Source organism: Candidatus Methanoperedens sp. (genome assembly GCA_027460535.1).
GTDB lineage: Archaea > Halobacteriota > Methanosarcinia > Methanosarcinales > Methanoperedenaceae > Methanoperedens.
The window spans coordinates 1-25,023 of sequence record JAPZAR010000025.1; the positions used below are offsets into that span (position 1 = coordinate 1).

General features: G+C 36.8%; 19 protein-coding genes and 1 pseudogene. 2 read left to right on the forward strand and 18 right to left on the reverse strand.

Annotation, left to right across the window (positions count from 1 at the left end):
• On the reverse strand, positions 1 to 4,775 hold a 4,775-nt coding region (locus tag O8C65_10650; GenBank protein MCZ7357383.1), incomplete at its 3' end, for a LamG domain-containing protein.
• Positions 4,776 to 5,468: 693 nt separating this feature from the next.
• Here O8C65_10650 and O8C65_10655 point away from each other — a divergent pair.
• Entirely contained in the window at positions 5,469 to 6,575 is a 1,107-nt protein-coding gene (locus O8C65_10655; protein ID MCZ7357384.1) for a metal-dependent hydrolase, read from the forward strand.
• A gap of 328 nt (positions 6,576 to 6,903) precedes the next feature.
• On the opposite strand, the pseudogene O8C65_10660 reads toward O8C65_10655, so the two are convergent.
• Positions 6,904 to 7,029, reverse strand: a pseudogene (locus tag O8C65_10660) (transposase).
• Between the two features lie 189 nt (positions 7,030 to 7,218).
• On the opposite strand from O8C65_10660, the gene O8C65_10665 reads away from it, so the two are divergent.
• Positions 7,219 to 8,325: a hypothetical protein gene (locus tag O8C65_10665; protein MCZ7357385.1), complete on the forward strand. Its 1,107-nt coding sequence runs from the start codon at positions 7,219 to 7,221 to the stop codon at positions 8,323 to 8,325.
• A 139-nt stretch (positions 8,326 to 8,464) separates the two neighbouring features.
• On the opposite strand, the gene O8C65_10670 is transcribed toward O8C65_10665, so the two are convergent.
• The 16 genes from O8C65_10670 to O8C65_10745 form a co-directional block, all read right to left on the reverse strand.
• The gene (locus tag O8C65_10670; protein MCZ7357386.1) at positions 8,465 to 9,379 is read right to left on the reverse strand and encodes a polysaccharide deacetylase family protein; all 915 of its coding nucleotides are present in this window, start codon (positions 9,377 to 9,379) and stop codon (positions 8,465 to 8,467) included.
• Positions 9,376 to 10,008, reverse strand: coding sequence for a methyltransferase domain-containing protein (locus O8C65_10675; protein ID MCZ7357387.1), 633 nt, complete (start codon positions 10,006 to 10,008; stop codon positions 9,376 to 9,378). Before O8C65_10675 ends, O8C65_10670 begins: the two co-directional genes overlap by 4 nt.
• A gap of 93 nt (positions 10,009 to 10,101) precedes the next feature.
• Complete coding sequence (locus O8C65_10680) at positions 10,102 to 11,988, reverse strand: hypothetical protein (GenBank protein ID MCZ7357388.1); 1,887 nt, start codon at positions 11,986 to 11,988, stop codon at positions 10,102 to 10,104.
• Positions 11,989 to 12,176: 188 nt separating this feature from the next.
• Entirely contained in the window at positions 12,177 to 13,331 is a 1,155-nt protein-coding gene (locus O8C65_10685) for a glycosyltransferase family 4 protein (GenBank protein MCZ7357389.1), read from the reverse strand.
• The gene (locus O8C65_10690; GenBank protein MCZ7357390.1) at positions 13,328 to 14,848 is read right to left on the reverse strand and encodes an alkaline phosphatase family protein; all 1,521 of its coding nucleotides are present in this window, start codon (positions 14,846 to 14,848) and stop codon (positions 13,328 to 13,330) included. Before O8C65_10690 ends, O8C65_10685 begins: the two co-directional genes overlap by 4 nt.
• The gene (locus tag O8C65_10695; GenBank protein MCZ7357391.1) at positions 14,845 to 15,477 is read right to left on the reverse strand and encodes a hypothetical protein; all 633 of its coding nucleotides are present in this window, start codon (positions 15,475 to 15,477) and stop codon (positions 14,845 to 14,847) included. The genes O8C65_10690 and O8C65_10695 overlap by 4 nt, the downstream gene beginning before the upstream one ends.
• 4 nt (positions 15,478 to 15,481) lie before the next feature.
• On the reverse strand, positions 15,482 to 16,552 hold the full coding sequence (locus O8C65_10700; GenBank protein ID MCZ7357392.1) for a radical SAM protein: 1,071 nt from the start codon (positions 16,550 to 16,552) through the stop codon (positions 15,482 to 15,484).
• Positions 16,549 to 17,586 (reverse strand): glycosyltransferase family 4 protein, encoded by a 1,038-nt coding sequence (locus O8C65_10705; GenBank protein MCZ7357393.1) that lies wholly within the window; start codon positions 17,584 to 17,586, stop codon positions 16,549 to 16,551. The genes O8C65_10700 and O8C65_10705 overlap by 4 nt, the downstream gene beginning before the upstream one ends.
• A complete protein-coding gene (locus O8C65_10710; GenBank protein ID MCZ7357394.1) occupies positions 17,564 to 18,790 on the reverse strand; it encodes a glycosyltransferase family 4 protein in 1,227 nt (408 codons plus the stop codon). The genes O8C65_10705 and O8C65_10710 overlap by 23 nt, the downstream gene beginning before the upstream one ends.
• Before the next feature lie 16 nt (positions 18,791 to 18,806).
• The gene (locus O8C65_10715) at positions 18,807 to 19,844 is read right to left on the reverse strand and encodes a glycosyltransferase (protein MCZ7357395.1); all 1,038 of its coding nucleotides are present in this window, start codon (positions 19,842 to 19,844) and stop codon (positions 18,807 to 18,809) included.
• A gap of 123 nt (positions 19,845 to 19,967) precedes the next feature.
• The gene (gene wecB / locus O8C65_10720) at positions 19,968 to 21,053 is read right to left on the reverse strand and encodes a UDP-N-acetylglucosamine 2-epimerase (non-hydrolyzing) (GenBank protein ID MCZ7357396.1); all 1,086 of its coding nucleotides are present in this window, start codon (positions 21,051 to 21,053) and stop codon (positions 19,968 to 19,970) included.
• Entirely contained in the window at positions 21,050 to 21,928 is an 879-nt protein-coding gene (locus O8C65_10725) for a glycosyltransferase family 2 protein (GenBank protein ID MCZ7357397.1), read from the reverse strand. The genes wecB and O8C65_10725 overlap by 4 nt, the downstream gene beginning before the upstream one ends.
• Positions 21,929 to 22,415: 487 nt before the next feature.
• On the reverse strand, positions 22,416 to 23,282 hold the full coding sequence (locus O8C65_10730) for an exosortase/archaeosortase family protein (GenBank protein ID MCZ7357398.1): 867 nt from the start codon (positions 23,280 to 23,282) through the stop codon (positions 22,416 to 22,418).
• Between the two features lie 39 nt (positions 23,283 to 23,321).
• A complete protein-coding gene (locus tag O8C65_10735) occupies positions 23,322 to 23,744 on the reverse strand; it encodes a hypothetical protein (GenBank protein MCZ7357399.1) in 423 nt (140 codons plus the stop codon).
• The gene (locus tag O8C65_10740) at positions 23,741 to 24,235 is read right to left on the reverse strand and encodes a hypothetical protein (GenBank protein MCZ7357400.1); all 495 of its coding nucleotides are present in this window, start codon (positions 24,233 to 24,235) and stop codon (positions 23,741 to 23,743) included. The genes O8C65_10735 and O8C65_10740 overlap by 4 nt, the downstream gene beginning before the upstream one ends.
• Positions 24,236 to 24,958, reverse strand: coding sequence for a hypothetical protein (locus tag O8C65_10745; protein MCZ7357401.1), 723 nt, complete (start codon positions 24,956 to 24,958; stop codon positions 24,236 to 24,238).
• Positions 24,959 to 25,023 lie beyond the last annotated feature (65 nt).

A 25,023-nucleotide genomic window follows, 5' to 3' on the forward strand; every position in this document is an offset into this window, starting at 1 on the left:
TATATTCCCGCATCAGAATATGTGGGTTCCCATGAATAATTGTTTTGAGTTAAGGAACCTCTTGTTGCATTAGTTCTGTAGATCAATGCATCATTATCAACATCAGTAGAGGATATTGTGAAATTGAGCCATTGGCCTTCGTTCACGCTCTTATTGCCTATTGACTGCTGGACTGGATTATTGTTTGGAACCCTTGTATTTTGGCTTATACCCGTTGTATTGATCGTCCCATTGCCTGAAATGTTAAAGGCATATACGGTTATATTGCTCCATCCGTGTGCCCCGACTGAAGCATTGAAATAAGTGTTTGCAGTGCCGTTTGACCAAGTACCGTTATGCCTTACATTATAACTATTGGTGATGTTGCCTGAACCGGCTCGCCATGTGTTGTTCACCCAGAAGTTGCCATGTGTTTCTGCCAAGTTCGTTGGCGATGGCGGTATATAGTCATTCGACGATGAAAGAGTCGCCTCGAAATGTATCTGCGAATACCCATCATTATAAGTAAATGTAATATATCCTGTTGAGTTGCTGGTATAGGTGTGCCATTTAGCCCCATTCTTTTTTATATCTATTTTGGTGTTTGATGGGAAATCACCAATAACATGGCTAGTAGTTACCGAAGAATTAGTGCTGCTTTCGTTCCATTTTTTAAAATAATCACCTATACTATTCCACTTTGAAACATTAACTACTACCGAATCTGATGATGGCACTATGGTCATTTTTACGGCTGAATACCATACAGAGTCGTTATATAAAGTAAATTCACTCGTTCCATTTGAATAGATTGTAGTATTCTTAGACAACATAGCAGTATATGAAGGATTAATTAAAAGGAGTTTATAGGATGTTTCATCTATAGGATTTGGCGTACAATCATGCATGCCTCCAGTATCACAATAATCTACACCTATACCAGCAAAGCTTAGGTTATTCTTTGAAACTGTATAATATACATAGTGAGCCCATCCTGGGCTTGGTACACCATTAATAGTGTGCCAACCGTGTGCCATAGAGAAAATATTATTGGGATATTCACCAGTATAATACTTGTACGGATCGCCATAATTTAAAAGTTCATCATATATATTGTTGATATAATATGTCTGGATTCCTTGTAATCTGGGAAAATTAACAGACCGTTGCCAATAATCTGTTAAATCGTGTGTTAAATTAGTTACACCTTCTGTATAAAGAAAAACACTAGTATCGTTATCAAATATATTATTGAGAATTGTAATATTATTCTTAATTTCTTTTGAAATATACTTATCATCAGACGTTCCTGGAGTTCCCCACTTGCTATAGAAATATATTATACTAATCGCCTCTGGTGGCATGTTACGCTGAATAGTAACATATTTCCCCGGAAGTTCAGAGGGGAGTAACATATCGAAAGTATTATTCGAGATTCTCGTGTTATTGATATTCCCTCGTATCTCGATTCCTATATGGCCAATCTTTGAAAAATTGTTACCAGATATTAATAAGTTACTTACAGTAGAGCGTATATCAAGACCTACGGAATAAGAATCTGTATCGCATGTCATGTTTATAAAAGTGTTATTAATAATTTTATCATTATTATTATCGCTGAACATAGAAAGACCTATATCAGCCGTATTTACTATATTGTTTTGAACTGTTACGTTCGATGAAGCTGAAACATAAATAGCAGATATGATATTTGAGCAATTGCTCTGCCTCATGCTGTTATTGTAGATAAGAGAATCTACTGCACTGACAGACTTAATAAAAAATCCACTATAATCTTTAACATTCTCTAAAATGTTGTTTGAAACAATACTTCCAGTACCAGTTTCTATAATACCTCCTGCATTATTGGAAAAATAGTTGTCTTGAATTACTGAATAAGACAATTTCACGCCTATATCATTATCATAAAACGAGTTGTTCTTTACTAGTACATTTATGCCATAAAGTCCAACGCTATTGTTTGAAAATGTTGAATTAGTGATAGTTGAGTAATCCACTACAGAAACTCCACAATTTGTATTAGGATAAATACAACTTCCAAAACCCAAGAAACTTATTCTAGAATTGGTAATCTCACTATTTTTTGATTTGATGACTACATAACTTCTACCATCACTTGAGTTTCTATCGAAATCTGTTCCATTCCAGCTTGATATGCTAGAATTTATTATATTAACTTTATTTCCTGATTCAATTGTCAGAGAATAGATATTTGTATCATCGGAAGCTATCTTAAGAGTGACATTTTTCAAAGTAAAGTCACTTTGAATAGATGTGTTACCATATCTTACCATCTCAATATCTGAACAGGTTGTTGGCACGACTATTGTTAAGTCGCCGTACGTAGTTCCGTTTATACATAGAGAATTAGTAGCTTTGATAACGAATTGCTTAAATGTAGAATTAATGTGGCCAAGACTATTATTTGACCAAACAGTTATGTTATGATTCCCATCAGATAATGCGGTTAATGTTTCATCATACGAAGAACAATTATAACATGCTGTAATATTTGTACCTTTATCTATGGAATACCATACTTGTGGTACATCAGTGTCAGTTGAAACAGATAAATTAGGATTTCCAAATACATAAGTAACATTCAATGGAGATGAAACGGTCATTAGTGGCGGTAATTTATCTACTGTTACTTTTCTCATTACAGAATTTACATTACCATTTGCGTTTTGTGCATAGACAGTATAATTGTAAGTTGCTTCTGATAAGTCTGTGAAGTTATGATATAAACGATACAATCCTGCATTGTAAGATGCTCTTATTTCTTCTGGACTCAATTCCTTATTCCATATCTTTATATCATCAATCATACCATTGAAATATGCTATTGTCCAACCGCCATCATAAATCTGTACTCTTCCAATCCCGTATTCATCCCAAGATTCGTTCTTATCTCCTGTTCTAATAGCACTACTTGCTAGAGTACCATTAACATAGAGTTTCATTATTTTTGACGAATTTATTGTAGCAACAACGTGATACCATGTATTGCTTGAAGGTAAAGTTGTAGAAACTTCAGTGGGAACCCCCGCATCATTAGTATCAATATAAGTGAGTGCGTTTCCATTTAAAGCAAGAGTGTTCCTCCAATATGATTGTCCTATTAATCCTTGCCATCCTTTTAATTTATTAGGATTTATCCACATTTCATAAGTATAGCTATCTACATAATCACCTGAAGGTATCTGCGGAATGTTCACATAATCATCCACGCCGTCAAACTGGAGAGCGGAACCAAACTTCCCGCTTGCATTTACCGGACATGTTGAACCAGAACACGTTCCGTTATTCCCGTAAGAAGACCAATCCTTGAAAAAAGTAGAATTCTCCCCAATCTCGTTGTTAAATCTCCACCATCCCACCAAAGAGCGGTTGAAGTCGATGAATGCGGTCAGGTTGTTGGGAGTGTCCGAATCATCTACTGTGACACTAACGTAAGTCCATGTCCTGTTGACGTATGCGCCGCTTACATCGGTAGGTGAAACAAAAGATATGGAAAGTGGTGGGCTTGGTGCAGTATGATTCAGAGTCACTGTCCTTGTCTCGGAGACATTCATGTTTCCTGAAATGTCATTTGCATACACTTTGTATGTTATTGTCCCGTTCTGGCTTGTCATATTGCGATAAAAATTTGTTCCTGAACCGGACATTGTATAATTGGCCAAGGTTCCGTTGCTCCATTCAAGCAAGGCGTTGCCTCCATTCTCATTCAATGTTATGTTTACGTACTCCCAGTTTTCTGTTTTCTGCGAATTGTTGTTCCATGTCGGGGAGACAAAGGTTATTGAAGGTGGCGTTTTGTCCGGGATTGTGCTCACTGTTAAAGTCCTTGTCTCCGTCTTATTAACATTCCCAGACAAATCCTGTGCATAAGCCGTGTAGTCGTAATTCCCATCCGCTAATCCTGTGATGTTGTGATACAATCTGTAAGAGCCAGCGTTGAAAGAAGCGTTTATCTCTTCGGGGCTTAATACTCTGTTCCATATCTGGACTTCGTCGATTGTGCCATTAAAATTGTTCCCATTCGGAACTTTACCAATAAATAAATTTGTAGTTGTATTAAAGTTAGCTCTCTGTGCTGTTGTTTTTTCCAATACTCCATTTATATATATTGATACTGAAGTTCCATTGTAAGTTGCAACTCCATGATAAAGTACACCCGTTGTAATAGATGATATGCTCTCTACCCATGAACTGTCGCCAACCCACATACCGAATTTGTTGGGTGTGTTTAGTCCTACACCCACGTTATATCCTTCATAAGGAGCAGATTTTTGATTCCCTAATAACGAACCAGGCAGTGCCGTTGCCCGAAACCATACGGATACTGTAATATTCGGTGGTAGTAAACTCGCATCATTCCCAGCATCTACATAATCGTTAATTCCGTCAAACTGCAATGCATTCCCAAATTTTCCAGTTGTATTAACTGGGCATGAACTTCCAGAACACGTTCCATTATGGCTCCAACTTGACCAGTCACGGAAAAGCGTTGAACTTTCCCCAGTTTCATTGTTAAACCTCATCCAGAGAACAAGCGAGCGGTTCCAGTCTATGAATGCTGTTAAGTTGTTCGGTGTCTGTGTATCGTTCACTGTAACATTGACATAAGTCCATGTTCGGCCTACATGTGCACCATTTGGATCAGTGGGATAGACGAATTCGAGTGATAAATTGGCTGCCATGGCATTTGAACCAATTGCCATTATTATAAAAATAGATAAAACAAAAATTGCAGATATTTTCTCTAATCTCATTTTATGGTCATAATGATTATCATAACTATTATAATTTTTGGTCAATCCGGCTGGTTAGAAAAACAAAGTCCTATTCTAAAAAAAAATCGCGGCTCAGAAATGCTGCTGAACTCATTCAATTCCATTGGAACTTATGGATACGATACACGATGATTCAACACCTGCTATGATTGAATTTCTCTCTGACCGTATTTGGAATTGGAATGATTTTCTTTTGTTTCATTATGCGTTATAAAATAGGACTATAGGTAATTTTTTAAATTTTTAAATACCGATAAATATTTAGTATCGAGTTGAATTGTATTTTTTGTGGAGCAACTTCCCCAAAAGACAGAACATCTCACTCATATACTCAGTATTTACTTGAATCATATTTACTGACGAATGCTTGAAATTGGTCCCGCATTTCGATCGTGGGGGCATAGTCGAGGATATGTTTAAGAATGAAATACTTAAATCGATTAACTTTTGGAGGCATGACAATAGGAACCAGATGCAATCTCTTGAATGCAACGGCATAGTCTATGGTGTATGGAAATGATGGCCATCCTTGTTGAACTATGTTTTAAAATTACTTAAATTTTATAGTTTAAAAGTCTCTATGCGCAATTGCTGCTGTTTTATACAACCTCCAGAGTCATAAACCAATTCATGCTTATATTTAATACTCATATAGTATATCTAAAAATAGATATGCTCTTCGAACACTGGATCTACTCCACTGCCATAGCAATAATCGCAGGAATGATCCACTTCAAAAAAACAGGCCGCGACTATTCATGGATCATCATCGCAAGCGCCTATGCACCCGATTTCGATATTGTCGCAGACACGGTATTCAATAAGCTGGGCATTCCTGTTCTTGGCATAAGGCACGGAGATTTTCATAATATTGCAGCGCTGCTCCTTTACGCCGGTCTTGCGGCGCTGGTGCTGCAGATTGTCCGATACAAATACCTGGATGCGTTCGTGTTCGCTGGGGTCGGGTTCGGGGCACATATTTTTGAGGATGTGCTGGTATTTAATCCCGGGTATGCATTCTTCTGGCCATTATCATATCAAAAGTTTGGTATAGGATTGCTTGAATATACTCGAAATTTATATCGTATTGCTGATAAGGAAGTACTTATTATTGGTTTGTTTGCCGTTATGGTTTGCGTGATCATCAGGACGATGTATGAAGGAAATGGCTGGATAAAAAGAGAGATGAAAAAATTAGCTATCATAGTCGCAATCATGGTTTTAATGATTTCAGCTTTGAGTATTCTTGATATAAATGTAATATACATAACAGCCTCCAGTAGAGAAGGAATTTTTGTAGAAGGATGGCAGTATCAGCAGGATGCCTCTTGGGATTCAAGTGTTTTTCACAATGGTAAATATTCAGCCAAAATTGAAATTTTTGGGAACCAAAGTAAAATATCAGGAAAATGGATGAGTAATCCTATTAGAGTGAGATCGAACACAACGTATAGGATCTCAGCCTGGGGCAAAACAGAGGGTGCAGTAGGGACACATTCCATAAGAATAGTTGAAGCGGACACTGATACTAAGCAGACAAATGAAACTATTCTTGAATTCGGCCAAGGGACAAACGACTGGATGCAGAACCAAAAAACATTTAAGACAAGAATTAACACAACCCAGGTTTTTGTTAACGCTAATATCTATAATGGTTATGGCACTTTTTGGTTTGATGATATAGAATTGATTGAAGAAGGAACTGATAAAAACCTTATTTTCAACGGAGGATTTGAAAAGGGTGATGTTATAGAATTCTTACCGAATCAGGGGAAATGAAAGTTGCTCTTGAGGTTGGGTGTGAGTTCAACGAATCCTTTATTTTCAAATTCATTAAAGATAGTACATTAATTTAACCTAAAAATTTGTAATACAGGCTGTCCCAAATATAACTTCAATAAATCCAAAAAAATCAAAATATCAACAAAAAACTCACTTCACCTTTAATTCGAGTTCAAAATATAGACAATGCCCCTAATTCCATTAAAAATGATATTTTATCGGAAAAATTTATCATAATTTCGCCACTATTGTTCATTTAAATTCCCTTTCAAAGTACTTCATTCATGTCTTTAGCTTTCTTTTCAGGAACCCCCCTATTTTTTCAATTATGAACAATACACATCATAATGAATTCCACTTTTGTTTTATTTTTTCCTCTCAAAAGAAACTCTGTAAATCCTCTATTTTGTTTCATCTGGACCAAAACAGGTTCAACCGTTGACAGGTCCCGCTAACGCAACAGAACCCTTTTAACCATATCTTTAAATATCACTCAGGAATTATCTAGTCAACTAGAATGCTGAATCAAATTAAAGAATATTACAAGGACCCCTTCTACCGCAACTCTGTGGCCTTGATACTGAACTCAGCATTCACAGCTATATTTGGTCTCCTGTTTTGGATTGCAGCAGCGCGAACGATGCCCGCGAAAGATATCGGACTTGCAATCGCGGCTATTTCGGCGGCTACGCTTATTCTGGGGTTCTCAAGGCTGGGAATGGACGAGGGCCTTGTAAGATATCTGCCTGAATCCAAGAATAAACATGGATTATATAGCTCTGTAGTTGGAGTAACACTAGCACTTGCTATTGCTCTTGCTACAATATTTCTCGCAACCGTAAAAATTATTTCTCCAGCACTCGGATTTTTGAGGGTGGGGTGGTTTTTACCTATGTTCTTCGCCTACATCACTATTACATCAATCTATTCATTGCAAAATGTTGGGATGATAGCTATACGGAGAGCTGATTTAAGTTTTATGCAGAACCTATTTCTCGGATTACGCATACCAATACTGCTTTTAATCACTTTTCTTGACGTGTTTGGTGTCTTTACTGCTATTGTGACTGCTTTTGGAATCTCTATTCTCTTTGGTTCATACATTTTGGAAAAACATGGACTTTCAATAACTCGAGATTATGATATAACTGCTCTACGAAAAATGCTGAGATTCTCTTTAGGAAATTATGTGGCAAGCATCTTCATGATGGCGCCTATAACAGTCATCCCATTAATTATAGTGAATACACTCGGGGCAGAAAAGAATGCATATTTTTATATGGCTTATTCTATTGCAGGGATACTTTCTATGATCCCTTATGGAATCTCTACATCTCTTTTTGTGGAAGGGTCGCACAGTTTACCTCTGAAGGAAAACGTCATCAAATCAGTGAAGTTAACCATACTGCTACTAGTTCCCGCGTTGGTTTTCATCTATCTTTTTGGGAATAAACTGCTCCTGTTGTTTAGTAAAGAGTATTCGGAACAGTCATTTGAGATGCTACAATTGCTTGCGGTATCAAGTATTTTCTCAGCCTTGACGTCAATCTATATTTCTATTAAGAAGATCCAGAAGGATATCAGAATGGTAAATTATGTGAACTTTTCGCTCACGATAATGATAATAGGATTTGGATATGTATTTCTTTCAAAGTACGGGTTATTAGGGCTTGGATACGCATGGTTAGGAGCGAATGTAGCAGTGTCTCTGTTTGTAGTTAGGATGTTTTTGTGGAGGAAAAGATAAGACTAATCTCATTGTATTATTCTGGTGACTGTTAATACTAAATATTATTATATATCAATTACTAAACTAAATTAAGATGAATGTCAGCTTGTTCGATCAAATAAATCAATTAGCCATCTATACACTTAAAAATTTATTGCTAAAGTTTTTTGTTTAAAATAAACGCTAAATCCCGCATTGTAATGACTTCAATATTTTTTTCATCCTTTTTTTGTGATACAAACTCAAGGACTTGCTCTAGTTTGCCTAGTAAACTAGCATCGATTACAAAGTCTTCTGGATGCATAAACATGTGAAATATCCTTCCGTATTTTATGGAATTTTGAACTCCTAATTTGGCTCTCAATACCAATGTGTATGGAAATAATGAATCATAAAACATCATAGAACTTGGAATTTCCCATATACCGTCTTTCCATATGGGTACTACGCTTGGGGCAACTACTTTAGTGGAAAAAAAATTTATAGCTCTTAAGGCTATATTTTTATTAATGCTTTTCCCAGCAAGGTTAGGTCCTCTGTATATTTCGAATCCTTTTTGCTTCAATATATCAATATGTCCAATTTTATTTTCTGGAAACACAAAAGATTTAAAATTAAGTCCAAACTCTTTTCCCAACATTAAACCTTCTTGTATTTCTGCTTCAGCAACTTCGCGGCTGCATTCAGAGAATCGAACATGCGAAAAAGAATGATACCCAATATCATGTTTAACTCGACTTGATATTATTTTTTCCACAATATCTTTTCCATAATACAGAGGATCTTTTGAGATATTCGAACATGGATCCCAGGAGTACCAATCGTCTTTAAATCGAGGCATATGCTTATGAGGAATTCCATTCTCTTTCTCACAATGATCCAAGAAAACATGCCCTGTAATTGCCCAAGTCGCAGGAATATTATATTTTTCGAAGATTTTTAACAAATTATTCATAGTGCTTCTTACTTCATAAACTTTATTATGTAGCATACCTATTCTTTCATGTTTAGGATATAAACCATATTGGCAAAGCAGCTCGAGGTCCAGACTAAAAATAGCAGCAGGTTTCATAGTTTATATCTCGCGACAACTATTAATACAGGTGAAAATCGAGGGAATATCTTCTCTATTAATTGTAAAAATATATTTAAATATCCTCTTAATTTCGGCGAGTCTAAGAGTAAATAATCCTCAGTAATGATTTCAAATCCATGAAACTCAAGTAATTGACGTATAGTCCAGAAGTCAAACCAGCATTTATGCTCTGAATTTACAAACTTTCGTCCAAGCATATGCCAAAGAATATATCTTAATCCAAAACAATTTGGGGTCGATATTATTAAAATAGAACCTGGATTCATGTGACTCTTGCAGCTTTCCAAAAACCCTTTCAAATTTTCCAGATGCTCTATTAACTCTCCTGCAAAAATCACGTCAAACTTAATTTTTAGGTTAAACTCTTCAGCGTTCGCATATCTAATATCGTAACCTCTTTTAACTAGTTCTTTTATATCTTTTTCTAGTATATCTATTCCAATTACTTCTTTTGAGTGTTTTATGAGATAATCATGGATCCAATCTTCTTTTAGAGATTCCCTCCAATCATGTGCAACACAACCAATGTGCAACACTTTTTTCCCTTCGAAATATGGTTTTATATATCGAATCCTATTTAATTCTTTTTCTTTTTCTTCCATCATAATTTCCATTTATTTCTTTTGTAATAGTTAACCAATCTGTAATATTTGCTTAGGTAATATAAGTTGATTGTCCAAGGTATTGGTTCCTTTCTGTCACCATGAGTTAATCTTCTTCATAGTTGAATTCACATAATATACCCAGAACTCTCCATTTGAGTACAACATGCTAGCACTTATGTCATAATTTTCAAATTTGTTAAAATCGCTTTCATTAAATCCCCATTGTATAACAGGATCCATTCTAGCATTGGCTAATATAGGATTAGCATTAGCTAGCTTGCTGATTTGGGTAACAATTACATATCTATTTTGAGCAAATGATTCTCCAAGTGCATTATAATGCGTGTAATTGAAGTGTTCTGGAATAATACGCTCTGGATCATTACCATATCTGTAGTATGCCGGATTAGAAGATTGAACATAACCCATACCATTGCTAATAATATCCGAGCTACCATGTTCTGAAAACCAATCTGAACCATACATATAACTATACGTAACCTGCCAGTTTTGTTGCATTACCCAGGGAGAACGGTACACATTGAATACACTAATTGTTAAAGATAATATTACGATTACTACTATAGCTATAATGCTTATTATTTTCTTTCTTGAGTTTTTGAATAACTCAGATAGGGCAAACCCCGTTAATATAGGGGCAATTACCATCATGTAATTTAATCCAAGTAACCTGCCCACACTCATTGATTTTGATGAACTAAAAATGAAATAACTTAATGGAATACTACTTACAAAAAGTGCAGACAATGCAAGCATGTTCGTTATTCCACTCTCATGCCTCAATGCTTTTTTTAGAATCAATATTATCGCAATCGATGAAATCACTATATATATTACATTAGCTCCATACATTTTAAGAAAGAGCTCAGCTAAATCAACCCCTTCTATATTCTGAAGAGCTTTAGCTCCTTCTGCAATAAAGTAACTCTCTTCTGCACTTCCGCGTATCGAAGAAAAAATCGATCGAATCGTTTCGTTGAAAAACACAAAAGTGGATAACCATATAAAAAATATTATAGATGAGATTAAAATTGGAAATAATGAGATATCTTCCAATTTTTTAGCATACAACCCTTTTGTTAATTCGAATATTGCAAAAAAAAAGATTAGCATTAACGACGATACTGGATGAAAAAACGGATATAAAATAAAAAAAACAATGAAAATCAATCTAAAACGTGATGATAGTTTTCCTGAACTTTTGAAATACAAATAGAACACTAAGGGAAACATTAAAACAGAAATGCCACTTGGATATACGGATATTTGATAATATGAAAAGAAAAACACGGCGCTTGATGCAGAACTCAATAATATTTTCTGTTTTCCGTGTAAAGTTGCAGTAGCAAGGAGATATACAAAAACCATAAATAAAATTGAAAAGAAGGCAGGCGTGTATCTAAATACCGCCTCAGTTTGTATACCGGAAATTTCTGCAACTTCCGATATTAATATATGTGTAATTGGATAAATATTGTTTTCTTCGAAATGACCTTTTAAAAAAATAGCCATTGCTAGTTTGAGATGTTCCAGGGAGTCTCCCAGATTATATGAGAAATAACCTCTTATCGCATGCAAAGAAAGAATAATAAAATTACTTAATAATAATATTGAAAAACCAATCAACCAGAAGCTACTTTTATTTTCGGTGAAAGCTTGATGGACGATGATAGCGGCTCCACATATGCTACTTCCGATTAAAAATATCCATACAAGCGGACTTATGCTCGAATAAATGGATAATTCGTAACCCATCGCAGGTGAATTTCTTATGAGAATAAGAGATAATGTGATAAAAATAAAAGCGATAATTGATACGATTTTAATAATTATATTTTCATCACTGAATTTTGAAAATTTACTTTTAACCTTTCCCGACCAATACCGTTTGGAAATAACGGTCAACTCTGACCAAGCATATACATCTTTTGGAGAAACGATTATAATTTTACTCATCATCACCGGATCAATATATCAATCCCATCCAAATCTTCTTTTCTGGAAATAGAGCACAAATCAGCATGTAGCCCGAGAAGAATAGAATAAAAGGTAAAATTTGAACCTTGCTGGAGAACTTGGGACGGGATTTATTATGGCAATAAAGCAAGACTGAAAACATGTTTATCAAGACTATATTTCTCATAGTTTTAAAGTTCGGAACTTGTATCTTCATTGCAATTCTCTAATATTTTTCTATACCTTTCAATCGCGGCTGCATAAGTATAATTCTCCTCTATTGATTTCTTTGCGTTCTCTACGATCACATCCAAATTAGGATGCATTAAAACCCTCATAACATTCTTCTCAATGCAATCAGTCGAGTTTTTCTCCATAATAAATCCAGTTTCTCCATCCTTTATCAAACATGGTATCGCTCCTACAGGAGTTGCCAAAACTGGTGTTCCACATGCCATTGCCTCCAAGATTATAGTAGGAAATGCATCTGTATATGTTGGAAGAACAAGCAATTTTAACTCATTTAAATAATCTGGGAGTTCTTGTCCAATCCAACCTGTGATGGTTATGTTAATCGCCTCCTTATTCATCAATTCGTTGCACTCTTCCTTTACCCACTCTAACATATCTCCAGAACCTCCTATTAAGAATATAACTTCCTTATTTTCTTTTGCAATAATCGGAATAGCCTTAACAAATTCTACAATTCCTTTTTCTTTTATGAGGCGCCCAATGAACCCCACTAAATTTTTTCTCTCATTTAACTTCTTTTTTATATTATAGCGAGTGATATCTATAAATCTGGCTCCGTCAGGAAGAAGCTTATTCTTATATTTCTCTAAACCTAATTCTCTTATCAATGACATAGACTCTGGAGAAATTCCATCTAATAACATGAAAAATATCGGGTCTTGCAAACTAAGAATTTTAGAGGGTACTGAGTTGGACTTGCTTCTGGTTATAACTTCAATTGTCTTTTTTCCAATGATTTTTGACGTAATTAATGGTAATAAGTAATAAGGATAAGCTACATAAAACAAAACAATATCAACCTCTTTTCTTACTTTTATTACCTCGATACTTGCTTTGAATTGAGCCAAGATACATTTCACAATCCATATAATTGCCGAATATGAAACCGGTCTAATCTCCTTAAGATAATGCATCTTAATGCGAGTATCTTTCACATCCACTATTTTGGATGTTACACTAATTCTATCTGTGTTCCCATTTATTAGCACAATCTTACTAGAAATTGGTTCGAGAATTTTCAATATATCTGATAAAAACTTGTATGGAGCATTTGATTTCCATGGGTATGATATTACTGCAACTTTTGGTTTCATGTTACTTTTATGTCATTCTCAAAAATACTTTTTCCATCAAAATCAAACATCTCCCAATTTATACCACTAATGTCCAATATCGTTGGAGCAACGTCCATCAAGCTCATATTACTTTTAATCATTTTTCTTTTACAATTTGAAATCAAAAAGACAGAATCTTCTTTATGTCCTCCGGAAGAAAGATTATGTTCATAAGAAGTACCAATAATAGGGGTATGTACGCTCCAATAAACACCATAATTTTCGTTGAGTTTGAAAACAATATCCGGATAAAGATTAATATTTTTACCAGCATATATTTCCTCTCGTCTTTTAACCCATTCAAAAACCATCTCCCCTGTATCAATATCTTGAATCTTAAAAAGTTCGTTTATCAACTTATCCGTGAATTCTTCATGGGCTATACCTAAATTGTTATTGATGTGAATACCTCCTTCAGAATATGATTTCGCTCCTGTAAAATAGGATAAGTATGCCATAGATTTCTCAATATCAATCATAGATGAGGAAGTGTAAATTTTTTTACTTGCTCCTGAAAGTAACTTCATCTTTCCGATTTTGACCAGCCAGTATGTTAAATCTCTTTTGTGTGCAAAGTCCAAAACTCTGATTTTTACTTTTTCTGTAATACCTAATCTTGTATTAGATTTTAAGTAACCTTTCTTTCTCAGAAACTCATTTATATTAACAGTTTTAGGAGGTCTCATTTTGTGCCCATGGTCGCTCATCACAATTTTTATATGATCTGGATGAGCATCCAAAAATCTGCCAACTACTTCATCAAACAGCATATAAAATTCTTTTATCACATTTTTATAAGGATTGTTTAAGGGATGGGTAGGATCACTTTCATCATAATACCTCCAGAAGAAGTGTTGAATTATATCCAATTCAGAGAAGTAAATAAAGAATAGATCCCAATCGTAATTTTTTGAAATGTCCAATCCAAAATTAGCTTGGTCAAGCACCTTTTTCTTTGCTTTTTCTGCAAATTTGCCTAATTTTTTAAAGCCGGGATGATTGCCTGAAAGGGTTCCCAGATGTGAGATGTCGTATTTTTTACAAATAGAGTTGGGATAAGTTAAAACTCCACCATTTTCAATATTAATTCCTTTCTTTTTAAGATCTTCTGCTGGATACAATGACCGGCTTATCATTACCCCGCGTACTTCCCATGGGGGAAAAGCAGATTGAGGAAACAGAATACAGACCTTTTTACCTTGTTTACTGGCTATATCCCAAAATGTTCTGCCTTTGAATGCATCGATATTCAGGTTCGATATACTTTGCCAATCGGATTCAAATAAATCAAAAGTATGAATAATTCCATGCTCAGCAGGACTCAAGCCAGTGTAAATAGATATCCAGGCAGGTATAGTATCAGGAGGAAAAACCGACTTTATTTTAATGGTTGGACTTTCTTCAATCAATTTCTTAAAATTTGGTAAAGAGTCTATGAATCCATTAAGTAAACATGGATCCAAAGAGTCTATACCGATTATCAGCACTTTTTTCATTTCACTACCCCCATTACAATTTCAAATATTGTGTCGGTAAGTTCTTTCTTAGATTTAATACCATCGAGTACTATCGTTTTGTTTTGGTAATTTTTAAGCAATTCCAAATACATCGTTTTCCTTTGAGACAAGTAGTTAACTGACGGAATATCATCTTTTCTGGCATATGCCAATTCGATAGGAAGGTCTATAAAGAAAATAATGCTAGGCTTAGGAAATAAACTAAAAAATTCTGTTGTATTATTCATCTCTCCTCTGCTGGATTTAGCATTCATTGAGAATCCGATGATGATATCGTAGATGTACCGATCAACTATCACAACATCATATCTATATAACGAGACCAAAAGATTTGGAAACACTCTGACAAAATAATCTAGCCATGCTACATAGAATAGAAAATTATTTGATGATGGTTGACGGATTATAATTTTTTTATTCTTTGCTAAATTTTTTGTCATCATTACAATAGATTTAAACAGAGGTGTTTCAAACTTTCGCCAACCACACCAGAAGTATTTACACGATTTTCTAGAATCCTTTAAAGACGCTTCCAATGATTTAGCAAGAGTTGTTTTTCCTGAACCATCGATTCCAGTAAAGCAGATAAGAAGTCCTTTATTTTTCATAAGTTTAAATTCCACAACGATCCCTACAAACTTTATCAGGAATGCGGTTTATCATGTTTTGCCTAAATTCTTGATAATCCTTATTGTTCCATATATCTGTAAATGGTATCTCAAGAACATTGCCAAAAGATTTAGTAAGGTTCATACAGCATGGATGAACAAAACCATCCCATGAGATAAAACATGTAGTCCAAGGAAATTTGCATAAGGTTACTTTGTTATTATCTTCAAAAAGACCTACATGAGTAATCTTAATATTTTGAGATTTACTTATAATTAATAATTTTTTTAACATATCTTCGATATTTCTTTTAGAAGGCATGTCGTATTTGCCCCGGCGAAGCTTGTCGTCATAAATACCAACCCCGTGTATGTGTACATGTTTAACTCCAATTTCTTTTGCAAGAATTATAATATCAATTAGATCATCTAAGTTTTCTTTCATCAAGGTTGTAACGAATCTTAAAGGCATATTTTTTTTATAGAAAGTTGTAGATTTGGTCAATGACTGGATATTTTCTTTTATTTTTTCGAAATCTTTATAATTTCTAATCTTTGTTGGATTTACTGCATCTATAGAAATACCCATTCTTAAAAATTTGGAATTAATTATTTTTTCTATATTATCATCCGTTATAAATGTACCATTTGAAATAAAACCTGTTCCGATTCTCTTGACATTGCAGTAATCAATGATCTTGAACAAATCCTTGCATATTAAAGGCTCACCCCATCCACCCCAACTTATCCACAATAAATATGGAAATTGGTCCACTATTTTTTTAGCATTTTCGTAATCCATTTCTCCAAATTTCCTGTTTTGTAGTAGACGATAGCACATTGGGCAATTTAAATTACATTTATTCGTTTCTTCTATTTGGATGACATAAGGCCTGGACATTAGATTCGTCCTTTTTAATCTAAATTCTAATTTCTGAAGAATTAAATTGCTCCAGATTTTTGGATTTGTGATCTTTTCATAACCATTATAAATGTACCACTTCAATTCTCCCAAAGTCGAAAATTTTTCTAAACCTCCACCAAGTAGCTTCTTATAAATAATTTCTTTCATCATTCATCACTCTTATCTGTTGAATTGCGAAGATCGTAATATATCTTATCTAATTTTTTGGATATGTTCTCCCATGAGTAATGAAGAACAAGCTCCCGAGTTTTGACTGAAATTTCCCCGTCATTTAACTCTTTCACTTCTTGTGCAAATTTTTTAGTATCAGCATATGTAAACCCCTCCCCTTCGTTAAAAATTCTCGGCAATCCACCAAATCTTGTGGAAACGATAGGCAGATTGGTCGCCATCGCCTCCAATATTGACAGTGGTATATCTATACTTCCTATTGGATCAGTTGTCGGGAATATATAACAATCCGAAAGAGCATATATTTCCTCTATTTTTGGAATATATTCATTAATTATCTCAACGCCTATTCTTTTTAGCTCTAATGCTACATCTACCTCGAATTTTGTTGAAGTTCTACCAACTAAAACAACTTGAACATCTTGATTGTTCTGAATTTCCTTTAAGATGCTAACATTTCTCCATTTTCTTACAGACCCTACATGCAATACGACAAATTTTTCTGAAGATATTTTGTATTTTTCTCTAAGTTCTTCTTTACTTTTTCTTGATGCCGGATGGAATTTTTTGATATCTACACCGCTGGATACAAAGAATTTAACATTACATCCAAGCTTTGTAAAAATTTTTTCTGGCTCGTCTGATTGAACTAATACCAAATCCGTCTTAAAAAATGGTATAAAATTCTTGCTAATAGATGAAAAACCATAGTAAAAGCCATGAGAGAAACTGTGGAACGCATGTAGCGATGAAAACATTACCGTTTTTGCATTCTTAGAATGAATTTTCATCAGTTTCGTAATTAAAAAACTCAAAGGGGAAGCTCCAGGAATATAATGTATTATTTCAGGGTCAAATGAATTTATTTCATTCCAAAAATTGGTTGATAGAGTCGCTTGAATATTTAGTGGCTTTACCTCATTATTTTTTGATAGCTCTCTCAATAAATGGTGTCCCATAACTTTCCTTGCTTCATCCGGCGATGAGAAGTCACCTACTAAGCATATTCTCATTTATAGCCTCCGTATAAGCACCTTCGATGGCGTTTACTATATTTTTTATGTCATAATTTTCTACATACTCTAAAGCATTTCTTTCAATTTTTGCTTTTTCATCAGGATTCTTTAAGTAATACAAAATACGCTCAAGAAGCTCTGATTTATCATTTACTAATACCCCATTTTCTTTATTTTTAATTATTTTTCTAACGGCAGGAATGGAGTAAGCTATGCATAGAGTACCTGAAGCCATCGCCTCTAAAAGCACTATCCCAAACCCCTCCATCTTTGAGGGGAGAACAAATATATCTGCCCTTTTGTAGAGGCCTATCAACCCATCGTCAGACACGTTTCCAGCAAAAATAGCTTTATCTTTTAGATTCTGATTTCCTACAATTTTTTCCAACTCTTTTTTGTATCCATAATCTTTTCCAACGATAACAAACTTGCCTTTTGGAAACTCTTTCAAAATTTCCGGCATTATTTCTATTATATCTTGTATTCCTTTATATTTCTCTATTCTTCCTACAAAAAGCAAAATTTTGTTCTGATCATTAATTCCAAACTTATCTATTGCATTTTTATTTATGTTTATATTTTTATAACCATCCAATTCTATTCCATTTGGAACAATTTTAATTTTATTTATATCTCCCCCCCTTTCATTATACTGCTGTATATGGTCTTCTGTTAACGCAATCAGCCGTTTAGAATTTTTTAGTAGATATCGCCCAAAGGTTTTGTCGTATACTTTTTTAAATAACTTAGCGTCAGATGATAAATTAGTAGGGATTATTAAGTCATGTGCTGTCAATATGAATGGTTTTTTAAACTTATTTGCATAATAGCATCCTGCCAGAGATGTAGATATATGGTATCCATGAGCATGGATTACATCAAATTCTTGTGTATTTTTTTTTAATTCTTTAAACATCTCAGGAATCCAATTAAAGCTCCAAAACCTAAATTGCATGTTAAATCTTCTTATAAAAGCCCCGTTGATAATGTCATTTTTGGGGAGATGCGTTTTAATCTTTGATTTGAAAATAAACGGCGGAGTAAACACTAAGGATACAACATCCTCTTTTGAAAGACTAGTAGTCGTATAAATTACCACATCATGCCCTTTATCATATAAGTATTTAGATAATAGGTATGTATGTTTTTCAGCGCCTCCGAGTGATGGATAAAATCTGTTTTGTATGAGAAGTATCTTCATATTTCTTCCTCATCCATCATATTTGCAGTAAAAGCATTTCCATCCTTCCTGCAATCCTCTCCCAATCATAATTTTCTTCTACAAAACTTCTGCCTTCCAATCCCATCTTCCTTCTCAGTTTGTCATCTTCAAATAGCATAGTTATCTTATCTTTATACTCCTCCTTATTTGATGCATATAATATTTTATCACGTGCCACTTTTTCGATGCTGCTCAACCTCGTAGAAATAATTGGTTTTTCGCATGCCATATATTCAAATAATTTCAAAGGAACGGCACTCTCCGATATTGCGCTCTTCCTGAAAGGAATCAAGCATATATCCATCGCTGAAATGTATTTCGGCACCTGAGAATAAGGAACCATACCAATAAATTTGACCCTATCCTTCAGATCATATCTCTTAGCCAATTCTATATTTTCTTTAAATCTTCCTTCCTTTCCCACGATGACCAAATTTATTTCATTTTCTAATTCATTCAATACTGAAAAAACAGGTTCAAAATCGATCCATTCTCTCAAAACCCCAACATAGCCAAGGATGAAGCCATTAAGACCCAGCTCTTCTTTCATCTTTTGACCATAATTTCTAAACAGATTCGTATCCACGCCATTTGAGATAATTTCAGATTTATTTTCGGGGATACTATAGGTTTTTCCAAGATTATCCGTGGTAAGAGTTATCTTGCTAGAGATGCTGATATTCTTTTTAAGCATAATATCTCCAAATATTCCTCCAACCGATCTCAACAGAGAGGGAATTTGAGGCGACTCTTTGATCATGGCGCTAAGATCATCCGCGATATCATATACTGTATCAAGTTTCTTAGCAGCATAATAACCCGACACCAGAGTGCTATAATTCAAATGGACCTCGAAGTCCTTCTCCTTCATAAGATTGGTGACTTTATTTCTTGAAAAAACTTCCTGGATTATAGGACTTATTTTCTTATCAGTCAAATGACGATAATCAACTCTATTGAATATCTCACTAAAGTATTCTGAATATGATTCTAAGTCATCCTGCCCGCCCTTCCACCAATCATTTAAACTCAAGACTGTAACATTATGCTTTTTCGATAGATATTTGACAAAATGGTGGGGTCTATTATGTTGGGATTTTTTCAAATCCACTATAGATGTTATTAAGATGTTCATTAGAAACTCGCTAGGTACATTTTATCCACTTCTCCACTTTGCTTCCATCACCCTCCCAATCCTCTCGGCCGCCCTCCCATCACCGAATGGATTCCTCCATCCGTTCCCCTTTGCAAGCATGCTTCTGGCACACTCCACTACCCTCTCAGGCTCAACCCCTGCAAGCAAATTCGATCCAACCTCAACAGTTTCAGGCCTTTCCGTGCTATCCCTGAGGGTAACGCATGGCACGCCAAGGATGCATGTCTCCTCTTGAACGCCTCCTGAGTCCGTCAGGACAAGACGCGCGCTGCTCTCAAGCTTCAAAAAGTCAAGGAAATCCACGGGATCGATCAATCTGATATATCCATTTGTCCTGATTCTAAACTCATCCATTTTTTTTCTTGAGCGGGGATGGATGGGATAGATAACAGGAATATCAAATTCATGGCTAAGTTTCTCGATGCCCTTCAACATCGCGGTTAGCCTTGCAGGGTCGTCCACGTTCTCCTGCCTGTGCGCCGTTACGAGGAAAAATTCTTTTGGTGCAATGTTCAATTCTTCCAGGGTGCTCTTCTCATTTGCGAGCCTTAAATTCTGGTTGACTGCATCAACGATCGTGTTCCCGGTAACGAATATCTTCTCTTCAGGGATGCCTTCATGCAGCAATATTTCCCTGGATTTTTCTGTGGGTGCGAAGAGGTAATCTGACGCGTGGTCTGCCAGGGCTCTGTTTAATTCCTCAGGCATACGTCTGTCATAGCTCCGCAAACCTGCCTCTACGTGAGCTACCTTGATGTGCAGCTTGGACGCTGCAAGCGCCCCCGCAAGCACGGTATTGGTGTCACCCTGCACCAGCACAGCATCAGGCTTCTCTTTCATGAGCACTCTCTCGATCCCTGCCATCATCTTGCCCGTCTGTTCGCCATGCGCTCCAGAACCGACCTCAAGGTTATACTTCGCCTCCGGGAGCTCAAGCTGCTCGAAGAAAACCCTGTCCATGCTGTAGGAATAATGCTGGCCTGTATGAAGGATAAAATGATCAAGGCCCCTTCGCTCGCATTCCCTTATAACCGGAGACATTTTTATGATTTCAGGTCTTGTTCCAAGGATTATTGCAAGGCTCACGCTTTCACTTCCCGTTTCTCCCGGATCAATTTCGACATCGAGTGCAGTATGATCCCTGTAAATACCATAAGAGACCCTATCAGTGTCAGCAATATCATCAACAGCGTTGGTCCGAACCGAAGGCTGCTTCCCAGATAAAAGTCCCGTATATAGCTCAATCCCATGGCCAATCCAACTGCCATGAACGCTATGCCTGGGGCCGTAAAATAATACATTGGTCTATTTAATTCCATATCCTGCAGCACTCTGACCAGGACCTTCAATCCATGGCCCAGGGGATTCTCAGTGGAGCAATCAACATCGTACCTCACCCCGATCTCCACTTCTTTTAACTTCAGCCCTGCATTGGCTGCATCCATCAGCATCTCGCTCTCTATGGCCATTCCATTCTGCCTGAAGTTGAACACATGCGCCTTACTTGCTGCAAATGCACGAAAGCCGCTCTGGGTATCGGTAACACGAAGCCCGCTGTTCAGGTTGGTAGCCCTATCAAGCACGCTCTGACCTATACGGCGGTAAAAAGGTGTGTTCTTTCCATTGCCGTTCATGTACCTGCTGCCGTTCACCATGTCCGCCTCCCCGGCGAGGATCGGAGCCACGAGCTTCGGGATCTCTTCTGGGTCGTGCTGCCCGTCGGAATCAAGGATAACTATGACCTTTGTACCATTCTGTGCTGCTAACTCAAAACCTGTCTTAAGCGCAGCACCCTTTCCTTTGTTTGCAGGATGGCGGATAATTTTAGCCCCCGCCATCTCAGCTATCTCTGCAGTATGATCTTTGCTTCCATCGTCGACAACTATAACACAGTCGGCATGCTGTCTGCAATGGAGTACCAGGCTGCCTATGGATACTTCCTCATTGAATGCGGGAAGGATTGCAGTTAAAGGTTCTCAATCTATATAAATCTTTTCTTAATTATTAAATAATCTAAATTATAATCATTATGATTATACCTCTTCATCCATGTCCCCAAGGCAGCATGCACAATTTTACAGCACGATACCATTCAGTGGAGGGATACAAGGAATGTTTTCCTGGCCCATATCAAGGACAGTGGCATTATCAGCTTGATAGTTGCATGTATGGCAAGTGCTCATTGGCAGATATATCATGTTATACATAAAAAATCCAGTTCATAACTATCTATAGCATGGTTCTTGAATTTCTGTAATTTAAGAATGATTAGCCGCAGATGAACGCAATGCGCCGCTATAAATCTGCGTTCATCTGCGGTTTTGTTTCTCATGGATATCACGGTTATTTTCGAATTTCAATATAAACTCAGCTAACGTATAACCGTAAGCCGCCAGCGCTATGCCTGATTATGTTCTGCATTATTATTTCCTAATTATTTATACCTGTTTAAAAAAAAGAATTCGCCATTTTCTGTCCGGTACGCATTCGATTTCTCCTTGCAAACTTCAGGTAAACAAGGGCAAAGAAGGCGTACCATAGCGGAAAGATAATGTATCCAGCAAAACTCTCCCCGCCCTCCACTGCGGAAGGTCCGAAATAGTAGCCCGCAAACAATAGCAGCACAATACGCAAAAGGTTCTGGATTGAGGTGCCAATGATGCCAAAAAGCAACATGGCTGCCCATTGCTTTCTTGGAAGCGGAATATCCAGGGACATCAGGGCAAAAACCGCAAGAAATACAGAGATCGAGGCAGCACCCGAACATTCGGCATTGATGATCACCACGAGGCTTTCACTCGAAAGCGTGGTCATTGAAATTGCTGTACCACTGGTTGTGATCGCGATAAAGTTCTTCGCAATAGTATAGACCACCCATGTTGTAGCCTGAGCATACTGCACTCCTGCAAAAGTATTCACAAGCTTAGGAAACGCTATTCCAAAGCCGTATATGCACAGAAGAAGCGCGGGCAGGGAAGCAGCCTCGCCGAAAAATACGAACGCAAGTCCTGTCCATGCAAGGAGAAGGCGGAATATTTCAAATTCCGGAGCCACTGCAGGCAGGAAGAAAGAAGCTATCATGATCCCCGCCCCGCCTGCTGCAAACAAAGGTGCAGGTTTGGCATCATGGATCTCGCGTCGCTTTGCGAATAAAAAGATCAGGCAGAGAAATAGCACTGCCCACGGATACACGCCGTTGAGTGTAAAGTATTCAGGCGACAGGTTTGCCAGTGATTTCAACGGATTAAACAGGACTGCCGCGGCTGAGGCAAATATGAGAAAGTACCCGGTCCTTTGCTTCAGCGTAATGTCCATCAGGTTCATAGTGGTGCAGGAGTCAAAAAATCTTTCGAATCAATCGAACCTGTACTCAATGGTGTCTACAGGCTCTATATGGTCGTCGCGATAGACTGCAAAAGAGATGTTATGTACAGGCTCTTCAATGATTGTATCGTTTACGTACTGTCTTTCAGTGGGGAGCGTCATGGAGAATGAGAATGGCAGATCTGGCATGACTTCAACGGTCTCATTGGTAATAAAAATGGAATTCATAAAAACACGAACCGTGTAGTTATGGCTGATGGCATCACCATTATTTATTCGGACTGAGATATCTGATATCTTTCCGAGTTGTGCGCTATAACCATCCACTCTGTTAAACTCTACGGGTTTCGTGTATTTTGTTTCCTGCTGGTATACTCCTTGAACAATGAAGATCAGTATACTTACCAGAATCAATAGTAAAAATATATAAACATATTTTAATTTAAGATTCATTTAAGTATACTTTTCCGCAATCTCGTATAAAATATTCCAATTAACAATAGGGGTACAGCCAAACCAAATTTGCTGAACTCAGGGGCTGCAATTACCTCAAATCCTTTGGAGGAGCTACTGTATCTACTGCCTTGTGCAAGCGTACCACTACAAAAGCCATTAGAAAATTCTTTAGCGTTAATTTTCCATTTATTACTTATTTGACCTGGAGTAAAATAACTGATATATTGGTTTCCAATATTGGCAATACATTGAGTAGATACGGTACTGCTACCAACAACCCAATTAAAGCTCATGGAATTACCAATAAAATTCGCAGAAGATGGATTTGGAGTTACCGTATCTGTCACAAGAGTGTTTATAGCGAAATTATCGCTACCTGGCGGCGTAGCTGTACCTGTCAGAGTATGGGTATATTTATAAGTACCTGGTGCACTTGCTGCATTGGCAGACAAAAAAATAATAATTACAAGCAATACTAATTTTCTCATTTATCTCACCCCTCCAATGATTAAAGCAATCTGCGTGAGCACCATTCCTACGAATATTATGAACAGCACGCTGGATAGCCTGCCGAACCTGGTGCGCAGGTTTCCGACGGCACTCTGGCGCTTCCCGGCAAGCGGCTCTGAGAGTTCCATATATATAAGCAGGATTATCAATGCAATGCTGATTATCAGGCCTACGTTCAGCGCATTGTGCGTGACGAAGGATCCATCGTAGTATGCCATGGAATTAATAGAACTCGTCTTTGCGGATGACGAACTAACCACTGACGTGGCAAACGTGGCAAATGAAACAAAGCTGCTCAATAACGCTGGATGATATGCAGGAACTGAAAGGGATGTTATGGAATTTCCGCTATCGGATTGTGTTTTCGCCACGAATGTGACCTGCTCCCCGGTTTTCAATGGGTTGCTGTAAACGTATTGGAACTGCCTGCCTGCATTTGGTGCAAGGCTTGCAGTGCCGCTCATCACGATCTCACCGTTCGCATAAAGGCCGTAATGAGTGTCCGCCTCTGTATGTGACGGATTGTTCAAGAAAAAGGTTACAAGGATTGGCTCCCCTTGTCTGGGCGCCTCAGGCATTGCCCGTATCGCGACCGCATCCAGGCGTGACTGCAAACTTGCAGCAAAGCTGCCAAGGATTAGAATCGCAAACCATAACACAACTATCTTGAATAAAAGTCCACGCTGTCCCCCGTTACTCATTTCCTATTCCTCCTAATTTGATGAAATTTATTGACATTACACATGACGACCACCTGCGTTTTTTA